A 19,743-nucleotide genomic window follows, 5' to 3' on the forward strand; every position below is an offset into this window, starting at 1 on the left:
CGTGACATGCTGAAAAAAACCCGCAACAGGGCCCTGCTCGTTCTGGCCCTGGCGGCTTTGGCTTTAAGCCCGATGCTCGCGGCCAAGGAAGCGCCCATCCTGCCGGAGCCCGAGGCGGTCTCGGATCATGCCCATGCGTGGGTCGGGCCGTACGGCGGGCCGGACACCGAAAACCAGGGCTTTCGCATGAACCTGGGTTACGTGGTCGGCGAAGACGCCGTGGCCGTGATCGATTCTGGCCATACCCCGGAGATGGCCAAAGAGATGCTGGAGCATATCCGCGCCACGACAGACAAGCCGGTGCGTTACGTGATCAACACCAATTCGCAGCCGCACCGCTTCATGGGCAATGACGTCTTTCGCGAGGCCGGCGCCGACATCCTGGCCGCTCCCGAGGCCGCTGATCGCATGCAGGGGAACGCCTCGATGTTCGCCATGCAACTCGAGAACGCACTGGATCGGCCGGAAGGCTCCACCGAGCAGCCCGAACCACCGAACGTGATGGTCGAGGATCGCGAGGAGCTGGACCTGGGGGGCATCACCCTGGACGTTCGCCATGTGGGCAGCGCCCACACCCACGGCAGTCTGATCGCGGTGGTCGAGCCCGACAACGTCGTGTTTGCCGGCGACGTGCTCTACGGGGGCCGCCTGCTGGCCATCCTGCCCGACGGCAGCATGGAGGGCTGGCTGGAGGCCTATGAACTCCTGCAGGATGAATACGCGGATGCGAAATTCATCCCGGGCCACGGTGAGCCGGGCGCACTGTCGACCTTCGACCACCCGACCCACGACTACCTGCGCGCGCTGTGGGACCACATGTACGAGGCGGTGGACATGGGCACCGACATGCAGTCCGCGATCCGCGCCTTTGACGACTCGCCCTGGCAGGATCTGGCCGACTTCGACGACCTGGCCCCGCGCAATACGAATATCGCCTATCAGGAAGCCGAAAGCGCCCTGTTCTAGCGACCAGCCACGTCCGGCGCCCGCCGGCGCCGGACGTTTCGCTCGACCGCTTTACGATCCGCCCTATACGATCCGCCCATCGAGTTGCGCGCCCGCACTCGGGTCATCGAGCATCGTGCGCAGATTGTTGCTGGTCTGCTGCGCAATACTTTCCAGAGCTTCGCGGGTCAGAAAGGCCTGATGGCCGGTCACCAGCACGTCGTCGCGCTGCATCAGCCGCGCCAGACGGGCGTCCGGAAGCCCCTGCGCCGACCAGTCATAGAAGAACAGGCCGGCTTCATCTTCATAGACATCGAGCCCCAGCCCGCCCAGTTGCCCCGAATCGAGCGCCGCTTCGGCTGCGTCGGTATCGAGCAAGCCGCCTCGCCCGGTATTGATCAACAACGCACCACGCGGCAACCGTGCAATGCGTTCGGCATTCATCAGATAGCGTGTCTCGGGGGTAAGCGGGCAATGCAGACTCACCACCTCGGAGGCCGCCAGCAGATTGTCCAGCGCACAGTACTCGACCCCAGCGGCCTGCAGATCCGGATTGGGGTAGGGGTCGTACGCCAGCACATGCGCCCCGATGCCCTGAAGCGCACGCGCGAAGGCGGAGCCGATATTGCCTGTGCCAATCACGCCGACGGCGCGCCGCGCCAGATCGAAACCCACCAGGCCCGTCAGGGCGAAATTGCCGCGCCGCACGCGCTCCCAGGCCTGCGGGATATGGCGGTTCAGAGCCAGCAACAACGCCAGTGCATGTTCGGCGACGGCATTGGGGGAGTAGGCGGGCACACGGGCACACTGCATGTCCAGCCCCTGGGCGTGCGCTCGATCCAGGTTGTCGCAACCAGCGCAACGCAATGCAATCACCCGAATACCAAAGTCACGAAGCCGGTCGAGTACAGCCGGCCCCAGGTCGTCGTTCACGAATGCACAGATCGCACCCGCGCCCTCTGCCTCGCTCACCGTCCTGGCGTCGAGCTTGGCTTCGATGAAGCGGGGTTCAAGACCGACCTGTCGAAAAGCCGGGGTCAAAAACTCGCGATCATGGCTCTGCGTACTGAATACGGCGACTTGCATCAATATCGGCTCCACACGAAACAATCGCACCCATCTTCGCGGCAGGCGAGCCACGAGCCAAGTCGCCCGCACTTCGACGACCGCATATGTCGTGGCATGGTTGCATCACCAGCACACACTGTGCCAGCACGCCCCTGGCGCCACGCCATCGTCCAGTCGCCGGTGCATGCCTGCAGGCACAGTTCCTGCTAAATACCGACAGCGTCAGTAACACGCGAACGCCCGGAGGCCCGTCACGACAGTGCCATCCATGATCGGGGATAATCACGCTGCACTGAGAAGAGGCGACAGCGCACCATGACGGAACTGAAAAAGGCAATCGAGCACCAGCGCGAATACCTGGAGGCCCGACTACAGGAGCCGCTGGCCGACATTGCAACGCGCCTGAGCGCAGCCTGGCCACAACGCGAGACGCTGGATTCGATCCTGGAGGAGGCGATCCGGCAAATCCCCGAGGCCACCTTCGTGTATGCGCTGAATACCGAGGGTATCCAGCTGTCCGACAACATCTCGCGCAGCGGCGTGCTGCCGGAACATTTCGGTCGCGACCGCTCGCAGCGTCCCTACATGAAGGAAGCCGTGCCGGCCGAGGGCTTTCTGCTCTCGGAGGCGTACATCAGCCTGCTCGGTCGCCGCCCGTCACTGACTGCGCTGCAGCTGGTGCGCGACAAGAACGGCACGGCACTCGGCTTCCTGGGTGCGGACTTCGACCTGCGCAACCTGCCGGATCTGTCGGAGGACCTCTACGAGGAGCCCAGCGAGTGGCGTCAGATCAAGGGCGATCCGTCCATCCGTGGAACGCTGTTTCTGCAAAGCCGCACCGAGAGTCTGATGGACCAGAACATGGACACCGCGCTGGCCATCCTGGACGAACTGTTTACCGAACGCGGCGTGTTCCAGGGGGTGTTCCACTTTTCCAGTTCGCGGGCGACGCTCTGGACCACCGAGGACCCTTACCGCTACCGCATCCTGACCCACGAGTCGCTGGCCGATCCGGATGTCTGCCTCGCCTTCCCTCACGAACCGTATCCGGAGGAGGCCCTGATCCCGAAGGAGGCCGTTGGCCGCGTACTGCAGGGGCTGAAGGCCCTGCGCTTTGCCGACGAAACCATCTACCTGCGCTCGGCTTCGATAAACCTGTTCAACGGCATGGTCAGCCTGACCTTCTCCTGCGACGGCTCCCACTACATGACCTGGGACGACTTCCTCGGCCGCTCCATCGACTTCTGGATCGGCGCCACGGGTTAAAGGACGCCCGTCGCACTGACAGTAGCCCGTCCTCTGGGCCATGATGGGCACGACATCAGGCAGGGGCCCGGTATGGAGACCGCAGTAGCCAAGGAGATCGGTGGGCGCCGCGAACAACAGGACGCGGCCTGTGTATTGACCTGTCCGGACAACCAGCATGCGCTGCTGGTGGTGGCCGATGGTATGGGCGGGCACGCCGACGGGGCGTTTGCGGCGCGCACGGCGATCACTACCGCCGAGCGCCTGTGGGACGACTGCGCTGCCCACCCGCAGGATCCGCCGGCACTGCTGGAGAATCTCTTTCGCCAGACGCAGGCCGCTCTCCATGATCCCGGAGCCGCGCCCGACAAACAACCAGGCACCACGCTGGTGGCGCTGTATGTCGGGCCAGAGCGGGCCTGGTGGGCGCACTGCGGCGACAGCCGTCTGTATCACTTCGAGGGGGAGCGCCTGATGACGCGCACCCGGGACCACACCCGCGTGCAGGCGCTGGTCGATGCCGGCGAGATCCGCGAAGAAGACATGGCAACACACCCCGAACAGAACCAGCTCCTGCAGGCCCTGGGCGTAGTGGATCCGTTACGGGTGGACCATGGCGATGCCCCGCTGACATCCGACAGCCGCTTCCTGCTGTGCTCCGATGGATACTGGGAACAGCTGGGTCCCGAGGAGAGCGCTCGATGGATGAGTCACCCGGATCTTCAGGCAGCCTGTACACAGGCGGCCGCCCGCGCGGCACAGCGCGGCGGCGCGCATGGCGACAATGTGTCCATCACCGTATGGCGTGCACAGGCCATGACCACCCCCGATCGGCACCACCTGCGTGCCGCCATCCGGCCGATGCTGCTGGGAGGTCTGCTACTGCTCGCCGTCCTTGCCATCCTCTTCTGGCCCCTGGACTGAACATGACGCGTCTTGTTGTCGGGGCAGCAATTCCCCTCGTCGCCCTACTAGCCGGCTGCGCGATACTGGGAGTCGAAGGGGATGAACCGGTCACCGAGGTACCCGAGGTTTCAGAAGAGGCCCCTGCAGAAGGATCCGCGCCGGCGGAGGACCTGGCCATCGCGGAGATCATCGAGGCCCTGCAGGAAGGGGACATAAAACGGGCAGATCCCGCGCTGGACCGATTCCTGGAGGAAGAGCCCGAGCACAGGGTCGCGCGCAGCCTGCGCGCGCAGCTGGATGCGGACCCACGCGAGGAACTGGGCTCGGCCTACTTTTCGCACACCGTGGAGCCGGGTGAGACACTGGGCCAGCTGGCCCGACGGTACCTGGGCGACGCCAATCGCTTCCTGATCCTCGCACGCTACAACGATATCGATCGCCCGTCGCGGCTACTGGCGGGCCAACGCCTGCGCATACCGGAGACTGCCGCGCGCGAGGCACCCGCCGCCAATGCAGAGGGGCTCGACGAGCAGTTGGCGGCCCTTGGCGGAAGGGACGACGAAGATGCCTACCTGCGCGCGATCGAGGCCGACCTGGAGGCGGGTCGTTACGGAGAGGCGCGCGATGGGGTGCGGCAGGCGCGTGCACAGGCCGATAATGGCCTTCGGGGGCAGCGACTCGACGAGCTGGAACGCGCGGTGGAGGGCCGCTACTGGGAGCAGCGCGGGCACGAGGCCCGGGATGCGGGTGACGCCGAGGCCGCGTTGGCCGCCTACGACCGCGCACTGGAGGCCGACTCCAGCCGTGACGCGGCCCGGGAGGCGCGCGAGAAACTGCGTGAACAGCGCAAGGACGAGCTGCATTCAGCGGCCATCCAGCGTTACCGCAATCAGGACCTGGAAGAGGCGATTGCCCTGTGGGACGAGGCGCTAAAGCTGGACCCCGAGTTCGAGGCCGCACGCGGATACCGCCTGCGGGCCTTGGAACTGCAGCGCCGCCTGGAGCGGCTGGGACGCTCGGAAGAAGGCGCTTCCTGAGCCGGTCAGACCCCGTATTCGGCGCGGTAGGCGCGCAGGGCCTCGAGGTGCTCGGGGGCGCGGCCGGTCTGCTCCAGCATCTGCACCAGGTCCCCCAGCCGAGCCACGCGCACGACCTCCATTCCCAGATCGTCCTCGACCTCCTGAATCGCCGAGCGCTCGCCACGGCCGCGCTCTTCGCGATCCAGGGCAATGGCCACCGCCACTGGCGTGGCGCCCGCCGCGCGGATCAAGTCCACCGATTCACGGATCGCGGTGCCGGCGGTGATCACGTCGTCCACGATGAGTACGCGCCCGGCCAGTGGTGCGCCCACGATGTTGCCGCCCTCGCCATGGTCCTTGGCCTCCTTGCGGTTGAAGGCCCAGGGACGGTCCATGTCGTGATCGCGATACAGTGCTTCGGTGACGGCCGCGGCCAGCGGGATGCCCTTGTACGCAGGGCCAAAGACCAGGTCAAAGGCGACCCCGGAATCGACGATTGCCTGCGCATAGAACTCGCCCAGGCGCACGAGATCGGAGCCCCGGTTGAACAGGCCGGCATTGAAGAAATACGGGCTCACCCGCCCCGACTTCAGTGTGAACTCGCCAAAGCGCAGTACGTCGCGTTCCAGGGCATAGTCGAGAAAGGCATGGGCGGTCATCGTGGGGCTCCGGTCGGAAAACGCCGTATTCTGACACAGCCGTGGCCGTAATCATCGGGCCAGCCCTTTCCTGCACCGGCGCGCGCCGGTATTGTTCCCCGCCATGCGCATACTCTCGATGAACGCCAACGGCATCCGTGCCGCCGCCCGCAAGGGCTTCTTCGACTGGCTCCCGGCGACCGAGGCCGACGTGGTCTGCATCCAGGAGACCAAGGCTCAGATCCACCAGATTCAGGGCGAGCCTTTCCATCCCCCCGGCTACCACAGCGCCTACGTGGATGCGGTAAAGCCCGGCTACAGTGGCGTGGCCCTGTACAGCCGACGCCAGCCGGACGAGGTGATCACGCGCATCGGCTTCGAGGAGGCGGACAACGAGGGCCGCTATGTGGAGATGCGCTTCGGGGAACTTTCCGTGGTGTCGCTCTACCTGCCATCGGGTTCCTCGGGGGACCACCGGCAGGATTCCAAATGGCGGTTTCTGGACTTCTTCCGGCCGTGGCTGGCCGAGCGCATGCAGGACGGGCGCGAGTGGGTGATCTGCGGCGACTGGAACATCGCCCACAGGGAGATCGACCTGCGCAATTGGAAATCCAACCAGAAGAACTCGGGCTTCCTGCCCGAGGAACGCGCCTGGCTGGATCACCTGTTCGACGAGATCGGCATGGTGGATGTATTCCGCCGGCTGGACGACCGTCCCGAGCAGTACACCTGGTGGTCCAATCGTGGCCAGGCCTGGGCAAAGAACGTGGGCTGGCGCATCGATTACCAGATCGCCACCCCCGGCATCGCGGAGACCGCCCGGGACCCGTACATCCATACGGATGATCGCTACTCCGATCACGCCCCGTTCTGGATCGACTATGACTACACGCCCTGATTACGCACAGGCGTCCGCATGAGCACGGCCGCCGAGTCGCAGAACCGCCCGGACCGCGACTGGCGAGCGGCGCTGGCCGTCTACCGCCACCCGCGGGTGGTGGGCATGCTGTTCCTCGGTTTTGCCGCCGGACTTCCGCTACTGCTGACGGGTGGCACCTTTACCGCCTGGCTGCGCGATCTCGGGGTCGAACTCGCCTCCATCGGTTTCCTCTCCTGGGTGGGCATGGCGTACAGCATCAAGGTGCTGTGGGCCCCGATCGTGGACCGGATGCGACTCCCGTTGCTAACCCGGATCTTCGGGCGCCGGCGCGCCTGGATGCTGGCCGCGCAGGCCACCATCATGCTGGGGCTGTTCGGGATTGCCTTCACCGACCCCACCGAGCAGCTGTGGCTGGTCGCGGTATGGGCGGTGCTCACGGCCTTTGGGGCCGCCACCCAGGATATTGCGATTGATGCCTACCGCATCGAGGCGGTCAGCCAGGAGCGGCAGGGGGCAATGGCGGCCGCCTACGTCTTCGGCTATCGCGTGGCCCTGCTGACCGCCGGTGCGGGGGCATTGCATATCGCAGCCGCCGGCAACTGGAGCCTTTCCTACGCTGCGATGGCCACGCTGATGCTGGTCGGGGTCGTCTGCACCCTGATCGTGCGCGAGCCGGAAGTCGCGACGCGCGACGCGAAGACCACGCAACTGGAAGAGCGCGTGGTGCATTACATCAACAACACCGCGGACACCGGCCTCTGGCGGGACTTCAAGGCCTGGTTCATCGGCGCAGTCGTGTGTCCGTTCGTGGAGTTCTGGCAGCGCTTCGGAAAGATCGCCCTGCTGGTGATCGCGTTCATCGCCATCTTCCGCATCAGCGACATCTTCATGGGCGTGATGGCCAATCCGTTCTATCTGGACCTGGGCTTTACCAAAGACGAGATCGCCAATATCGCGGCGGCCTTCGGGCTGGCGATGACCCTGACGGGAGCCGCCCTTGGCGGATTGCTGGTGGTGCGTTTCGGGATCATGCGCATGCTGATCGCCACCGCCATCCTGGCCCCGGCCACCAATCTGACGTTCTCCTGGCTGGCCACGCTGGGGCCGGAGCTCTATGGCCTCGTATTCGCGATCATGGCGGACAACCTCTCCGGCGGGATGGCGATCTCGGTTTTCATCGCCTATCTCTCCAGCCTGACGAATTCGGCTTACACCGCCACGCAATATGCCTTGTTCAGCTCGATCATGACCCTACCGGGCCAGTTCCTGGCCGGCTTTACCGGCATATTCGCCGAGCATCTTGGTTGGTTCTGGTTCTTCGCGAGTTCTGCGCTCATTGGTATTCCCACCATCCTGCTGGCGCTTGCCCTGATGCGCTGGGCCAACCCGGACCGCATGGCCCAGCCTGGAAGGCCACCGGAACTGCAAGAACCGCCGCAGGAACAAGAACGCTCCCCTTCGTAGAGACTTACCGGGGTTCAAGACGCCCCCCCTCGCATGGCCCCGCAGGCCCAGACCTGAGCGACACAAAATCGCCCGCCGGCGATGAACATCGCGGGCGGGCGGCAGGTAAGGCTGCGCCCCGTTCGACAAGGGGCGGTTGTCGGCTACCCCGGCTTCAGGGGCGCTTCGGTGTGGTGTACTCGGCCTCTTTCTGGAAGGACTCCCAGATCGTTTCGTAACCGACAAACCCCTTTTCGTTAGGCGGCATCTGACGGGTCACGAGATAACGGGACTTGCCATCCGGGACCTGCGGGTGTTTCTTCTCGGTATCCTGGCTCATGTTTCATTCACCTCGCTTCGATGAAAAAAAGGGGATGGGACACTCACGTCTCGCTCCCCAGACATACTGACAGGCCGGGTGAACCGGCTCCATCACTCGATGGGCACCGCTCGTCCGCTGTCGATTTCCGGGCCCGACTCCACCTTGCCACCATGCTCGATTTCTTCAGCAGTGGCATCACGCACCAACAACACATTCAGCTTGAAAATCACCTGTCGGCCACACAGTGGGTTATTGCCATCGATGGTGATCGTCTTGTCGTCGAGCCGCGTAACCAGAAAGTTCTTGGTCTGGCCTCGATCGTTTTCCATCAGGATCGCCGTACCGACTTTGCGGTACTCCTCCGGCACGTTTTCGATCGCTTCCGTGATCACCAGGGACTCGTCGCGCGGACCGTACAGCGCATTGCAATCGATGGGGACCTCGATGGTTTCGCCCTGCGCCTTGCCCTCAAGCTCGCCCATCACCTTGGGCGACAGGACTTCATTGACGCCGTGCACATAACCCAGCGGGAACTCGACCTCGGTCAGGACCTGGCCGGATTTCTCGTCGATGACCTGATAGTTCAGTTCGACGTACTTGTTGTCCTTGATTACATCTGTCATTCAAAGTCCCGCAATCTCAAAAAATGGACGCACCGAAGATCCGCACCTCGCCTTCCTCGTAACCGAGGACCATGCGGCCAAGCCACTCGCCTTCCTTCTTCGTGCTGCGCACCCGGTACAGAACGGTCACGTGTTCGCCGCGACGGATGATGCCGAGGAAATCCCAGTCCTCCTTCAGGTTGCGGGTCAGTTCGCTCTGGGCGAACTGTTTGCCCACTTCAACCTCGTTAAGGCCGAACAGCAGATGATAGGAGAACCGGCGGACGAACTTGCCGTACTGGCCCTTGTTCGAGTACTTGATCAGATCACTCCACATGGGGTGGGCGATCTCCAAGATCTCCTCGTCGGAGTGATCGATGATGTTCATCGACGTCTCCTGCGGTGTCTGTGCTTCAGCTGCACTGGTCATGTTGAAACCCCCGGGGGGTGGCGGTTGAAAGAGAAGACCAACGCGCGAACGCGTTGGCCAACGCTGCTTCCGGTCGTGGTGACGGGGTCGCAGCCGACCCCGTCACGTTAGTACCCTAGGCTTCCGCTTTCTCGGGCTCGGCCGGGGCCTCGTCCTTGTCGACCAGGTGATAGCACGGCGCCTTCTCCATGGTGTACTCGCCGGTCTTCGGATCACGACGGGAGACCGTCAGGTGATGCCAGTTCTTGTCGTCGAGCTTCATGTAGTCGCCGCGATAGTAGTAGCCCGGCCAGCGCGTTTCCTTGCGGAACAGCGTGTGGTGGAAGACGCTCTCGGCCGTGCGTACGCGGTGCTTCAGCTCCCAGGCACGCAACAGCTCGTGGATGTCCTCCGCGGCCAGCTTTTCCAGGTCCTCTTCGAGGATGTGCATCTTCTTCAGGCCGATATTGAGCAGCTTTTCGTTGGTCATGTAGCTGACCGTCACGCCACCGCAGTATTCGTCCATCAGCTTCTGCAGGCGGTCAAGGCCCTGGCGCGGGTTGATGTAGTTCGGGTTGACCGAACCGGCAACAACCTCGTTGCGGTAGATCTTGTAGTGCTCGAGCGGTTTGTAGATCTCCTCTTTGCGCTTGTTGATCTGCGAATCGGAGACGCGGATACCGTCGGCCTTGCCATCGTCGATGTACTTGCAGGCAGCCTTCGCGGCCAGCCGGCCTTCGGTGAAGGAACCGGAGGAGAACGCATGCGGCGTCCCGCCCACGGCGTCGCCGGCACCGAACAGGCCTTCGACACTGGTCATGCGATTGTAGCCCCAGAAGTACTCGGGCGGGGAGACATCCTCCGGACCGGAGCACCAGGCGCCGCAACCCGTTGCGTGCGAGCCCATCACGTAGGGCTCCGAGGTGGTCAGCTCGGGGTTCTCGTTCTTGGGGTCGACGTCGGTGGCGGCCCACAGCACAGCCTGGCCGACGGTCATGCCCAGGAAGTTTTCCCAGCCCACCTCTTCAAGGTGCGGATCCTGGAAGGCCTCCATGGTAACCATGTGGATCGGACCACGACCAGCGTTCACTTCGTTGAGGAAGGCATGGTTGCGCAGGCAGGTCGGGATCGGACGGTGGGTCCGGTGGGAGGCCTCCGGATCGAGGTACTCCTTGCCGACCATCTCCTGTAGCCCTGGCCACCACTTGGACTCGTACTCTTCACCGTTGCAGTTCTGCGTACGGGTCTTCAGGTGCAGGAAGTAGGCACCGACCGGGCCATAGCCATCCTTGAAGCGGGCCAGCACGATGCGGTTTTCCATCTGGGTCATCTTGGCGCCGGCATTGATCAGCAGACCGTAGGCCGAACCGGAAGACCACGGCGCGTACCAGACGCGGCCCGCACCTTCACCGACCGAACGCGGCTTGAAGATCATCGAGGCGCCGCCCGCGGCAACGATTACCGTCTTCGACTTAAAGACGTGATAGTTGCCGGTACGCACATTGAAGCCCACGGCCCCGGCCACCCGGTTCTCCTTGGACTCGTCCATCAGGAGATGGGTGACACAGATGCGGTTGTAGATCGTGTCGGCGGACTTCTTGGCGGCCTCGGCCACGATCGGCTTGTAGGACTCGCCGTGGATCATGATCTGCCAGCGGCCCTCACGCTGGTAGGCCCCCGTCTTCGGGTCGCGCATCAGCGGGAGACCCCACTCCTCGAACTGGTGCACGGTGGAATCCACGTGGCGCGCCATGTCGAACAGCAGATCCTCGCGCACCATACCCATCAGGTCGATGCGGGCGTAGCGCACGTGGTCTTCTGGGTTGTTCTCGCCCCAGCGGGTCCCCATGTAGCAGTTGATCGCGTACAGGCCCTGCGCCACCGCGCCGGAACGGTCGATGTTGGCCTTTTCAGCAATCACGACCTTCTTGTCCTGGCCCCAGAACCGGGCTTCCCAGGCGGCACCCGTGCCGCCCAGGCCGGCGCCACAAACCAAGATGTCGATGTTGTCTTCGACGATTGTCTTGTAGGCCATCAGTAGTACACCCCTTCTTTCAGTTTGAGACCGGCGGCCTCAAGCGTGTGCAGATCCCCCTCATCCATGCGGATGTACTTGGGCTCGTTGAACAGCAACTGGCTGTCCCGCATCGACTTGTCCGGCGCGGGCACGTCGGCCAGCTGCGGGATGTGCTTGCCCCAGGGCTTGGTAGTGATCGGCGACAGGAAATTCTTTTCCCGACCATCGCGGAACTTGATCTTCCAGGCGATGGTGCCGCGCTCTTCGTCGCGGTCGACGCGCACGCTGTGGCCCAGAGGCGCGAAGTCCGCGTAGCCGCGTACGTCAATGGCGTGGTGCGGGCAGGCCTTGACGCAGGAATAGCATTCCCAGCACATGTTGGGTTCGATGTTGTAGGCACGACGGGTGGTTTCGTCGATATGCATGATGTCTGACGGGCAGATGTCCACGCAGTACCCACAGCCATCGCAACGGGTCATGTATACGAAAGTTGGCATGGTAGTCCTCGATCGATGCTGATGTTCGGGTAAATGGCTTTATTAGTAGTGGTTGGGCTCTTCGCGCTGGATACCCTTCCCCATGTCCATCGGCGCGTCACGCAGCAACTCCATCGAGTGGCGCTGCTGTTGCTCGGGGTCGTCGCGCGTGAGGGTCGGGAGGTTCTCGGCGGAACCATCAGCCCGGGTAAGGCGCTTCTGATAGGCCGCGGCGGGCTTGAAGAACATGTGCGCGAACTTGGACCAGTAGACCGTCGCGAACAGCGTCGTGGTGGCCGCCAGGAACAGCGCAAAGAACAGCCAGCCGAGCGCAGTACCCTGGGTCAGCGACCACAGGATGGCGAACGTCGACATCGCCAGCAGCGACACGATGAACAGGTCGGCACGGACCAGCTGGTACCAGCGGCGACCTTCGGAATTCACATCGACGCGAATGAAGAACCAGAACCAGTAGCCACCAAAGGCGAGCGACAGAGCACCCAGGTGCCACAGGACCGGCCACACCCCGGCTGCCGGCTCGGTCGCGTAACCAAAGATCAGCACGGCGGAGGAGACCACAAACACGATAAAGCCCCACATGGTGAAGAGGTGGGAGGCGCGACGCGTCGGATTCTTGAATTCGCCAGAGGTGATGACCTCTTTCCCGATGGTCTGCATCGCCATCGAAAATTTCTCGCCACCACTCACGGTACGGGTTGCGTTCTTTTCCCCTTTCTTGGCGTTCTCGAAGAAATACGTGGCGCTCCTCTTGTGCATCATGTCGAGGATCGTGCCAGCAGCCACCAGGATGACCATGAGCACGACATACCACTGCATTGCGGCTGGTGGAATAAACGCAGCCAGTTCGGCAAAGGGATTACTAGTGATCACGGCGTCAGGCCTCCTCAACATGTCCAATTGGCCCACCGAGTCTGTGATAAATCGATCTTGCGCTTCAAATCAAACTTGCTTGCCGCGACATAAGCGGAATGAATGGGTCGATATGCTAATTTAGGGAAACGCTAATCTATGGCGTCAGCCGCCGCTTTATCCCGTACTGGGATTCCACCCTGAGCCGGTATCTGTTTGGAAAGTCGTGGCACGCGGCCTTTGGCATCGTGCAACCCATGGTTGCGGGCCTGTCGACCACGAACGACCGGCCGGAGGCGCGGGGCCCCGGACCGAGCCGCGTCGACCCTGCCCACCACAGGCCCCTTGTGTCAGCGCAGGCTGGATAGGGGTCAAGTAACCCGGCGCTTTATGGACTATCTTGTGCTACGTTCGGGTTCGACTCGCACGGCGGCCAAACACGCGCCCGGCCGATCGCATGCGATCCGAGCACGACATCCGGCGGCTTCGGCCGCCCCATACATAGCCCACAACCAGCGTCGGCAGGAGACAAAGCCCCATGATCAAACCGCACGGTGCAGACACCCTGAAGCCCCTGTTTGTCTACGAACCCGAGCAACATCACGCCCTGTTGAAAGAGGCCGAAACCCTTCCCTCCGTGATGATCAGCTCCGCTGCCGCGGGCAACGCCGTCATGATGGGAGGCGGCTATTTCACGCCTCTGACCGGCTTCATGAACGTCGCCGACGCGATGAGTTGCGCGGAAAACATGAGGACCACCAGCGGGCTGTTTTTCCCGGTCCCTGTGGTCAACCTCCTGGAGAACGCGGATGCCATTCGCGGGGCCAAGCGCATTGCCCTGCGCGACCCCAACATGGAAGGGAATCCGGTTCTCGCGATTCAGGAAGTCGAGGCGATCGAGGAGTTCACGCCCGAGCAGATGGCGACCATGACCGAGAAGGTCTATGGCACGACCGACATGGAGCACCCCGGAGTGGCCGCCTTCAACAGCGTAGGCCGCGTCTGCGTGTCGGGTCCCATTCAGGTACTTCACTTCTCCTATTTCCAGGACGACTTCCCCGACACCTTCCGCACCGCCGTGGAGATCCGCAACGAGATCGCCGAACGCGGCTGGAACAAGGTGGTGGCCTTCCAGACCCGCAATCCGATGCACCGCGCCCACGAAGAGTTGTGCCGCATGGCGCTGGAGCAGCTCAATGCCGATGGCGTGGTGATCCACATGCTGCTGGGCAAGCTGAAACCCGGCGATATCCCGGCCCCGGTGCGGGACGCCGCGATTCGCAAGATGGCGGAGATCTACTTCCCTCCGAACACGGTGATGATCACCGGTTACGGCTTCGACATGCTCTATGCGGGGCCGCGAGAGGCGGTGCTGCACGCGCTGTTCCGCCAGAACATGGGGGCCACCCATTTCATCGTCGGTCGTGATCATGCCGGCGTGGGGGATTACTACGGCCCGTTCGATGCCCAGACCGTCTTCGATACGGACGTCCCGGACGGCGCCTTGGAGATCGAGATCTTCCGGGCGGACCATACCGCCTTCTCGAAAAAGCTCGGCCGCGTTGTGATGATGTGCGATGCGCCCGACCACACAAAGGAGGACTTCGTGCTCCTGTCCGGCACCAAGGTGCGCGAGATGCTGGGCCGCGGCGAGGCGCCTCCGGTCGAGTTTTCGCGCCCGGAAGTGGCGGAGATCCTGATGGACTACTACCAGAGCATCAACAAGTAGCGGGACCGGGCTGCGGCCCGGTTCACGAGGAGAAATGGTGGCGGGGAATCCCGCCACCGTTTTGCATTCAGTAGGTCTTCGACAATGCCGCCTGGATCTCGGCGAAGGTCCGTGCGACATCGAATGTCTGCACCGACACCCCCAGCTGGCGGCCAATCTGCGTGGCCGAGAACATACCCCGGATGCGGGTCTCACCAGTAGCCGGGTCAGTCTGCCCGACCAGCGCATGCTGACGCCCCCAGTCCTTCAGGGTCGCGATAATGTCGCCGACATCGGCCTGCATCACCCGCTGCATGTCCAGGAGATCCACGTCCTCCAGGGGCGCCATCAGGTCGCGCACTCGCAGGTCCTCGTGCCGCAGGCCACGCTCGTTGACCATCTGGATCGGGCGTTCTCCCTGCGTGTCACGCGCCGTGATCAGACCACGCACGCGCCGCGCATCGTCGACCACAATCAGCAACCGCACACCCTTGGCAATCATCTGCTCCGTCGCCTGACCCAGTGTCGCGTCGGGACCGATCGTGGCCACCGGCACGCGGCGGAAGTCGGTCAGCACACACAGGGCCGAGGAGGCCAGCGTGACCCGCGGTTCCTCGTCGGTTACCTGCTGCAGCCCGGTTCCGGGAGCCGCCTTGCTCGATGGCAGGGGTTTGTGCGGAAATTCTGCGGTCATCGCGTTTCTCCATCCAGGGTGGGAACCTAGACGATGCCCTGACAAACGCGTGCTGACAAGCCAACCCCGTGCGACACGAGCATTGCCGCGATATGCGACAGACGGGGATAGCCCCCAACGGCCCCCGACAGGTCACTGCGTTGCGGCCGCAGCCTCCTCCGGCGTCGGCCGGATCTCGAACGACATGCTGTCGAGGTCCCCCAGCGCCCAGGTAGCCTCGGGCGCACCAAGACCGGCCACAGTACCTGGATTGACGACCCAGGTGGTCCCGTCCTTCACATGCGGTTGCTGGCGAATTTCAGTCTCGTGGCTGTGCCCGCAGCAAACGAGATCGTAGTCTCCCGTGCAGGCCATTGCATGGGCGTAGTGGGGATAATGCGTGACAAAGATGCGGCGGCCACCGAGGGTGATGGTGGCATCCAGCCCGTAGTAATGCAGCAGGCCGTTGGACTGGTGGGCGATGCGCGAGATCGCGACCGGGTCACCCAGGTTGTTGCCATGCACCGCGTGGATCGGCACACCCAGCTTCAGCGAGGCGCGCAGCGTATTTCCGCCAATTACGTCACCACAGTGGATGACGGCCTCGGCCCCCGCGGCAATACCGGCCTCGATCGCCCGGGCCAGCATGGGGCCGCGGTCATGGCTGTCGGAAACAATGCATACCTTCATGGGATTCGCAGGCCTCTGTTTTCAAAATCCTGGCGCGAAACCATAACACTGCCGCGTCCATGCTCGCGGCCACTCCCAATCCGGGCCTCTCGCGAAACCGATCGCCGGATGCCCGATTGCTCCCGAAATGCCTTGTGGTGGACCCCCCGGAACTGCATAGTGGGAGTAACCCCGGGCGGCACACAGGGGGACGCAAGTATATCGTAATTGTCTAAACTTTCAAGGCGTTAACGATCTATGGCACAGACCCCGTCGCACGAAATCAAGAACACCACCTGTTACATGTGCGCCTGCCGTTGCGGCATCCGGGTGCACCTGCGTGACGGGGAGGTGCGCTACATCGATGGCAACCCCGAGCACCCGATCAACGAAGGCGTGATCTGCGCCAAGGGCGCCTCCGGGATCATGAAGCAGCACTCGCCGGCACGGCTGACCCAGCCGCTGCGGCGCAAGGCCGGCGCCGAGCGCGGCGATGCCGAATTCGAGCCGATCTCCTGGGAGGAGACCTTCGAGATCCTCGCCGAGCGCCTCGGGCACATCCGCGAGACCGACCCGAAGCGCTTTGCGCTGTTTACCGGGCGCGACCAGATGCAGGCCCTGACCGGGCTGTTCGCCAAGCAGTTCGGCACCCCCAACTACGCAGCACACGGCGGCTTCTGCTCGGTGAACATGGCCGCCGGCATGATCTACACCATCGGCGGGTCGTTCTGGGAGTTCGGCGGCCCCGACCTGGAACGCTCGAAGCTGTTCGTGATGATCGGCACCGCGGAGGACCACCACTCCAACCCGCTGAAGGTCGCAATCTCCAAGTTCAAGCGCCAGGGCGGGCGCTTTATCTCCATCAACCCGGTGCGCAGTGGCTACTCCGCGATCGCCGACGAATGGGTCCCGATCCGTCCGGGGACCGACGGCGCCCTGCTGCTGGCGCTGATCCACGAGATCATCAACAAGGGCCTGTACGACCGCGACTTCCTGGTGCGCTACAGCAATGCCGGCCAGCTCGTGAACATGGACGAGGAGCAGGACGAGTTCGGCATGTTCCTGCGTACCGAGAAGCCGCCTGAAGAAGGCTGCTACGACGCACAGAATCAGCTCTGGTGGGATCGCAAGACGGGTCGCCCGGTCGCCACCCATACCCCGGGGGCCGATCCCTTCCTGCTCGGCGAATTCACACTCGACGACGGGACACGGGCGAAGCCCTCGTTCCAGCTGCTGCAGGACCGGGTCGCGGAGTACACCCCGGAGTGGGCCGAGCGCGTCACCGGCATACCGGCCAAGGATATCCGCCGCCTGGCTCACGAGATGGGCGTGACCGCGCGTGATCAGCGCATCGAACTGCCGATCGCCTGGACCGACTCCTGGGGCGTGGAGCACGAGTCGGTCACCGGCAACCCGGTTTCCTTCCATGCGATGCGCGGGCTGGCCGCCCACTCGAACGGCTTCCATACCATCCGTTCGCTGTCGATCCTGATGTCGCTGCTGGGCACGATCGACCGCCCCGGTGGCTTCCGCCACAAGGCCCCGTTCCCGCGTCCGATCCCGCCCTGCGCCCGCACCCCGAAGGGGCCGGAGGGCGTGCAGCCCGGCAAGCCGCTGGACGGCATGGTGCTCGGCTGGCCGGCCAGCCCGGACGACCTGTTCGTGGACGACAAGGGCGAGCCGGTCCGGCTCGACAAGGCCTTCTCCTGGGAGTACCCGCTGGCCGTGCACGGCATGATGCACAACGCGATCACCAATGCCTGGCGCGGCGACCCCTACCCGATCGACACCCTGCTGATCTTCATGGCCAACATGGCGTGGAACTCGACCATGAACACGGAAGAGGTCCGCAAAATGTTGAACGACAAGGACGACAACGGGGAATACAAGATCCCGTTCCTGGTCGTCGCGGATGCCTTCCAGTCGGAGATGACTGCGTTTGCCGACCTGATCCTTCCGGACACCACCTATCTGGAGCGCCACGACGTGATGTCGATGCTGGATCGCCCGATCTCCGAGTTCACCGGCCCGGTGGATTCGGTGCGCATCCCGGTGGTGCCACCCAAGGGCGAGTGCAAGCCCTTCCAGGATGTACTGATCGAGCTCGGGTCGCGTCTGAAACTGCCGGCCTTCGTGAACGAGAAGGGCGACCGCAAATTCCGCGACTATCCGGACTTCGTGGTCAACTACGAGACCGAGCCGGGTTCCGGCATCGGCTTCCTCGCCGGGTGGCGCGGCAAGGGCGGCGAGAAGTCCCTGCGCGGCGAACCGAACCCCAACCAGTGGGAGATGTACGCGAAGAACAACTGCGTCTTCCAGTACGAACTGCCACGCAGCTACCAGTACATGCGCAACTGGAACAAGGGCTATCTCGAGTGGTCGCAGCGCAACCGCATCACGCGCTATGGCGAACCCGTGCTGATTCACCTCTACTCCGAGGTGTTGATGAAGTTCCGCGCCGCCGCCCAGGGCAAGGGGACCACACGCAAGGTGCCGGCGCACCTGACCAAGCGCGTCGAAACCTTTTTCGATCCACTGCCCTTCTATTACGACCCGTTGGAACACCAGTCCACGGACAAACACACCTACCCGCTGGCCGCGGTCACCCAACGGCCGATGGCGATGTACCACTCCTGGGACTCCCAGAATGCCTGGCTGCGCCAGATCCACGCCCACAACCTGCTGTACGTAAACGCGCGCACCGCGCGGGCCGCCGGCATCGAGGACGAGGACTGGATCTGGGCGGAAAGCCCCTGGGGCCGAGTGCGCTGCATGGCCAAGTACTCGGAGGCCGTCGAACCCGGCACCGTCTGGACCTGGAATGCAATCGGCAAGGCCGCGGGGGCCTGGAACCTGACCCCGCGCGCCAACGAGGCGCGCAAGGGCTTCCTGTTGAACCACCTGATCTCCGAGGAGCTGCCGGGGCATGACGGCCCGATCTCGAATTCCGATCCGGTCACCGGTCAGGCGGCCTGGTATGACGTCCGCGTACGAATCTACAAGGCCGAAGAAGGGGAGCCGCAGGAGACCTCCCCCCAGTTCAAGCCGCTCAAACCGTATCCCGGCCAGTCCACACGGGCACGTGTTTTGAACTTCTTTGCGGGCATAGGAGGCAAGAAATGACCCAACTCGCCCTCGTCATCGATCTCAACGTCTGCGTGGGCTGCCACGCCTGCGTGACCAGTTGCAAGGAATGGAACACCTCCGGCGACGCCGGTCCGCTGGTCGACCAGAATCCCTACGACGCGGACCCTACCGGTACGTTCTTCAACCGGGTGCAAACCTTCGAGGTGGGTGAATACCCGAACACCGAGACGGTGCACTTTCCGAAGTCCTGCCTGCATTGCGAGGAGCCGCCCTGCGTACCGGTGTGTCCGACCGGCGCCTCCTACAAACGCGAGTCGGACGGCATCGTGCTCGTCGACTACGACAAGTGCATTGGCTGCAAGTACTGCTCCTGGGCCTGCCCCTACGGCGTGCGCGAGGTGGACGCCGAAAGCAAGGTGATGACCAAGTGCACCCTGTGCGTGGATCGCATCTATGACGAGGAGTTGCCGGAATGGGACCGCAAGCCGGCCTGCGTGCGGGCCTGCCCGACCAATGCGCGACTGTACGGCGATATCCATGACCCCGAGTCGGTCGTCTCGAAGGCGATCCGCGAGGCGGGTGGCTACCAGTTGATGCCGGAATGGGGGACCAAGCCGGCCAACCATTACCTGCCACGGCGCAAGACCCAGCTGACCATCCGCGAGGACGAGGTGGAACGCGCGGACAATCCGCTGAAGATCGACAGTCAGTTGCCGAAGCCCGGGCAGGACGAACCCTCGCTCGACGACGTCACCAGCTGGTAAAC

Annotated in this window: 19 protein-coding genes; 9 read left to right on the forward strand and 10 right to left on the reverse strand. The window is 63.6% G+C overall.

Translation table 11 applies throughout. The features are described 5' to 3' along the window. The first annotated feature begins 6 nt into the window (after positions 1–6). Positions 7–966, forward strand: coding sequence for an MBL fold metallo-hydrolase (locus C935_RS0102775; protein WP_018860987.1), 960 nt, complete (start codon positions 7–9; stop codon positions 964–966). A gap of 63 nt (positions 967–1,029) precedes the next feature. Here C935_RS0102775 and C935_RS0102780 read toward each other — a convergent pair whose 3' ends face one another. Beyond that, complete coding sequence (locus tag C935_RS0102780) at positions 1,030–2,031, reverse strand: 2-hydroxyacid dehydrogenase (RefSeq protein WP_018860988.1); 1,002 nt, start codon at positions 2,029–2,031, stop codon at positions 1,030–1,032. Between the two features lie 297 nt (positions 2,032–2,328). Here C935_RS0102780 and C935_RS0102785 point away from each other — a divergent pair, with 297 nt between their 5' ends. The 3 genes from C935_RS0102785 (at position 2,329) to C935_RS0102795 (ending at position 5,201) form a co-directional block, all read left to right on the forward strand. Further along, the gene (locus C935_RS0102785; RefSeq protein WP_018860989.1) at positions 2,329–3,279 is read left to right on the forward strand and encodes a PDC sensor domain-containing protein; all 951 of its coding nucleotides are present in this window, start codon (positions 2,329–2,331) and stop codon (positions 3,277–3,279) included. Between the two features lie 72 nt (positions 3,280–3,351). Further along, on the forward strand, positions 3,352–4,182 hold the full coding sequence (locus C935_RS0102790; protein WP_018860990.1) for a PP2C family serine/threonine-protein phosphatase: 831 nt from the start codon (positions 3,352–3,354) through the stop codon (positions 4,180–4,182). 2 nt (positions 4,183–4,184) lie between these two features. Further along, a complete protein-coding gene (locus tag C935_RS0102795) occupies positions 4,185–5,201 on the forward strand; it encodes a LysM domain-containing protein (RefSeq protein WP_018860991.1) in 1,017 nt (338 codons plus the stop codon). Positions 5,202–5,206: 5 nt separating this feature from the next. Here C935_RS0102795 and pyrE read toward each other — a convergent pair whose 3' ends face one another. After that, complete coding sequence (gene pyrE, locus C935_RS0102800; protein ID WP_018860992.1) at positions 5,207–5,842, reverse strand: orotate phosphoribosyltransferase; 636 nt, start codon at positions 5,840–5,842, stop codon at positions 5,207–5,209. A 103-nt stretch (positions 5,843–5,945) separates the two neighbouring features. On the opposite strand from pyrE, the gene C935_RS0102805 reads away from it, so the two are divergent. Together C935_RS0102805 and C935_RS0102810 are read left to right on the forward strand one after the other, a co-directional pair. Beyond that, positions 5,946–6,719 (forward strand): exodeoxyribonuclease III, encoded by a 774-nt coding sequence (locus C935_RS0102805; RefSeq protein WP_018860993.1) that lies wholly within the window; start codon positions 5,946–5,948, stop codon positions 6,717–6,719. Positions 6,720–6,737: 18 nt separating this feature from the next. Continuing rightward, the gene (locus tag C935_RS0102810) at positions 6,738–8,165 is read left to right on the forward strand and encodes an AmpG family muropeptide MFS transporter (RefSeq protein WP_018860994.1); all 1,428 of its coding nucleotides are present in this window, start codon (positions 6,738–6,740) and stop codon (positions 8,163–8,165) included. 154 nt (positions 8,166–8,319) lie between these two features. Here C935_RS0102810 and C935_RS13320 read toward each other — a convergent pair whose 3' ends face one another. From C935_RS13320 to C935_RS0102840, 6 genes are all read right to left on the reverse strand, one after another. After that, positions 8,320–8,484, reverse strand: a complete 165-nt coding sequence (locus C935_RS13320; RefSeq protein WP_012981484.1) for a hypothetical protein — start codon at positions 8,482–8,484, stop codon at positions 8,320–8,322. 92 nt (positions 8,485–8,576) lie between these two features. Continuing rightward, the gene (locus tag C935_RS0102820; RefSeq protein ID WP_018860995.1) at positions 8,577–9,089 is read right to left on the reverse strand and encodes a peptidylprolyl isomerase; all 513 of its coding nucleotides are present in this window, start codon (positions 9,087–9,089) and stop codon (positions 8,577–8,579) included. A 16-nt stretch (positions 9,090–9,105) separates the two neighbouring features. Next, positions 9,106–9,456: a hypothetical protein gene (locus tag C935_RS0102825; RefSeq protein ID WP_018860996.1), complete on the reverse strand. Its 351-nt coding sequence runs from the start codon at positions 9,454–9,456 to the stop codon at positions 9,106–9,108. A gap of 157 nt (positions 9,457–9,613) precedes the next feature. After that, positions 9,614–11,512, reverse strand: coding sequence for an adenylyl-sulfate reductase subunit alpha (aprA, locus tag C935_RS0102830; RefSeq protein ID WP_018860997.1), 1,899 nt, complete (start codon positions 11,510–11,512; stop codon positions 9,614–9,616). Next, positions 11,512–11,991 (reverse strand): adenylyl-sulfate reductase subunit beta, encoded by a 480-nt coding sequence (gene aprB, locus C935_RS0102835; RefSeq protein ID WP_038029702.1) that lies wholly within the window; start codon positions 11,989–11,991, stop codon positions 11,512–11,514. Before aprB ends, aprA begins: the two co-directional genes overlap by 1 nt. A gap of 42 nt (positions 11,992–12,033) precedes the next feature. Next, the gene (locus C935_RS0102840; RefSeq protein WP_018860999.1) at positions 12,034–12,807 is read right to left on the reverse strand and encodes a hypothetical protein; all 774 of its coding nucleotides are present in this window, start codon (positions 12,805–12,807) and stop codon (positions 12,034–12,036) included. A gap of 571 nt (positions 12,808–13,378) precedes the next feature. Between C935_RS0102840 and sat the strand changes: the two genes are divergently transcribed. After that, positions 13,379–14,569 (forward strand): sulfate adenylyltransferase, encoded by a 1,191-nt coding sequence (gene sat / locus C935_RS0102845; RefSeq protein ID WP_018861000.1) that lies wholly within the window; start codon positions 13,379–13,381, stop codon positions 14,567–14,569. Between the two features lie 67 nt (positions 14,570–14,636). Here sat and C935_RS0102850 read toward each other — a convergent pair whose 3' ends face one another. Both C935_RS0102850 and C935_RS0102855 read right to left on the reverse strand, forming a co-directional pair. Further along, on the reverse strand, positions 14,637–15,242 hold the full coding sequence (locus tag C935_RS0102850) for a CBS domain-containing protein (protein ID WP_018861001.1): 606 nt from the start codon (positions 15,240–15,242) through the stop codon (positions 14,637–14,639). Positions 15,243–15,374: 132 nt separating this feature from the next. Further along, complete coding sequence (locus tag C935_RS0102855; RefSeq protein WP_018861002.1) at positions 15,375–15,911, reverse strand: metallophosphoesterase family protein; 537 nt, start codon at positions 15,909–15,911, stop codon at positions 15,375–15,377. Between the two features lie 237 nt (positions 15,912–16,148). Between C935_RS0102855 and C935_RS0102860 the strand changes: the two genes are divergently transcribed. Together C935_RS0102860 and C935_RS0102865 are read left to right on the forward strand one after the other, a co-directional pair. Further along, on the forward strand, positions 16,149–19,013 hold the full coding sequence (locus C935_RS0102860; protein ID WP_018861003.1) for a molybdopterin oxidoreductase family protein: 2,865 nt from the start codon (positions 16,149–16,151) through the stop codon (positions 19,011–19,013). Then, entirely contained in the window at positions 19,010–19,741 is a 732-nt protein-coding gene (locus C935_RS0102865; RefSeq protein ID WP_018861004.1) for a 4Fe-4S dicluster domain-containing protein, read from the forward strand. Before C935_RS0102860 ends, C935_RS0102865 begins: the two co-directional genes overlap by 4 nt. Positions 19,742–19,743 lie beyond the last annotated feature (2 nt).

This window comes from Thioalkalivibrio sp. ALJ3 (assembly GCF_000377205.1).
Classification (GTDB): Bacteria; Pseudomonadota; Gammaproteobacteria; order Ectothiorhodospirales; family Ectothiorhodospiraceae; genus Thioalkalivibrio.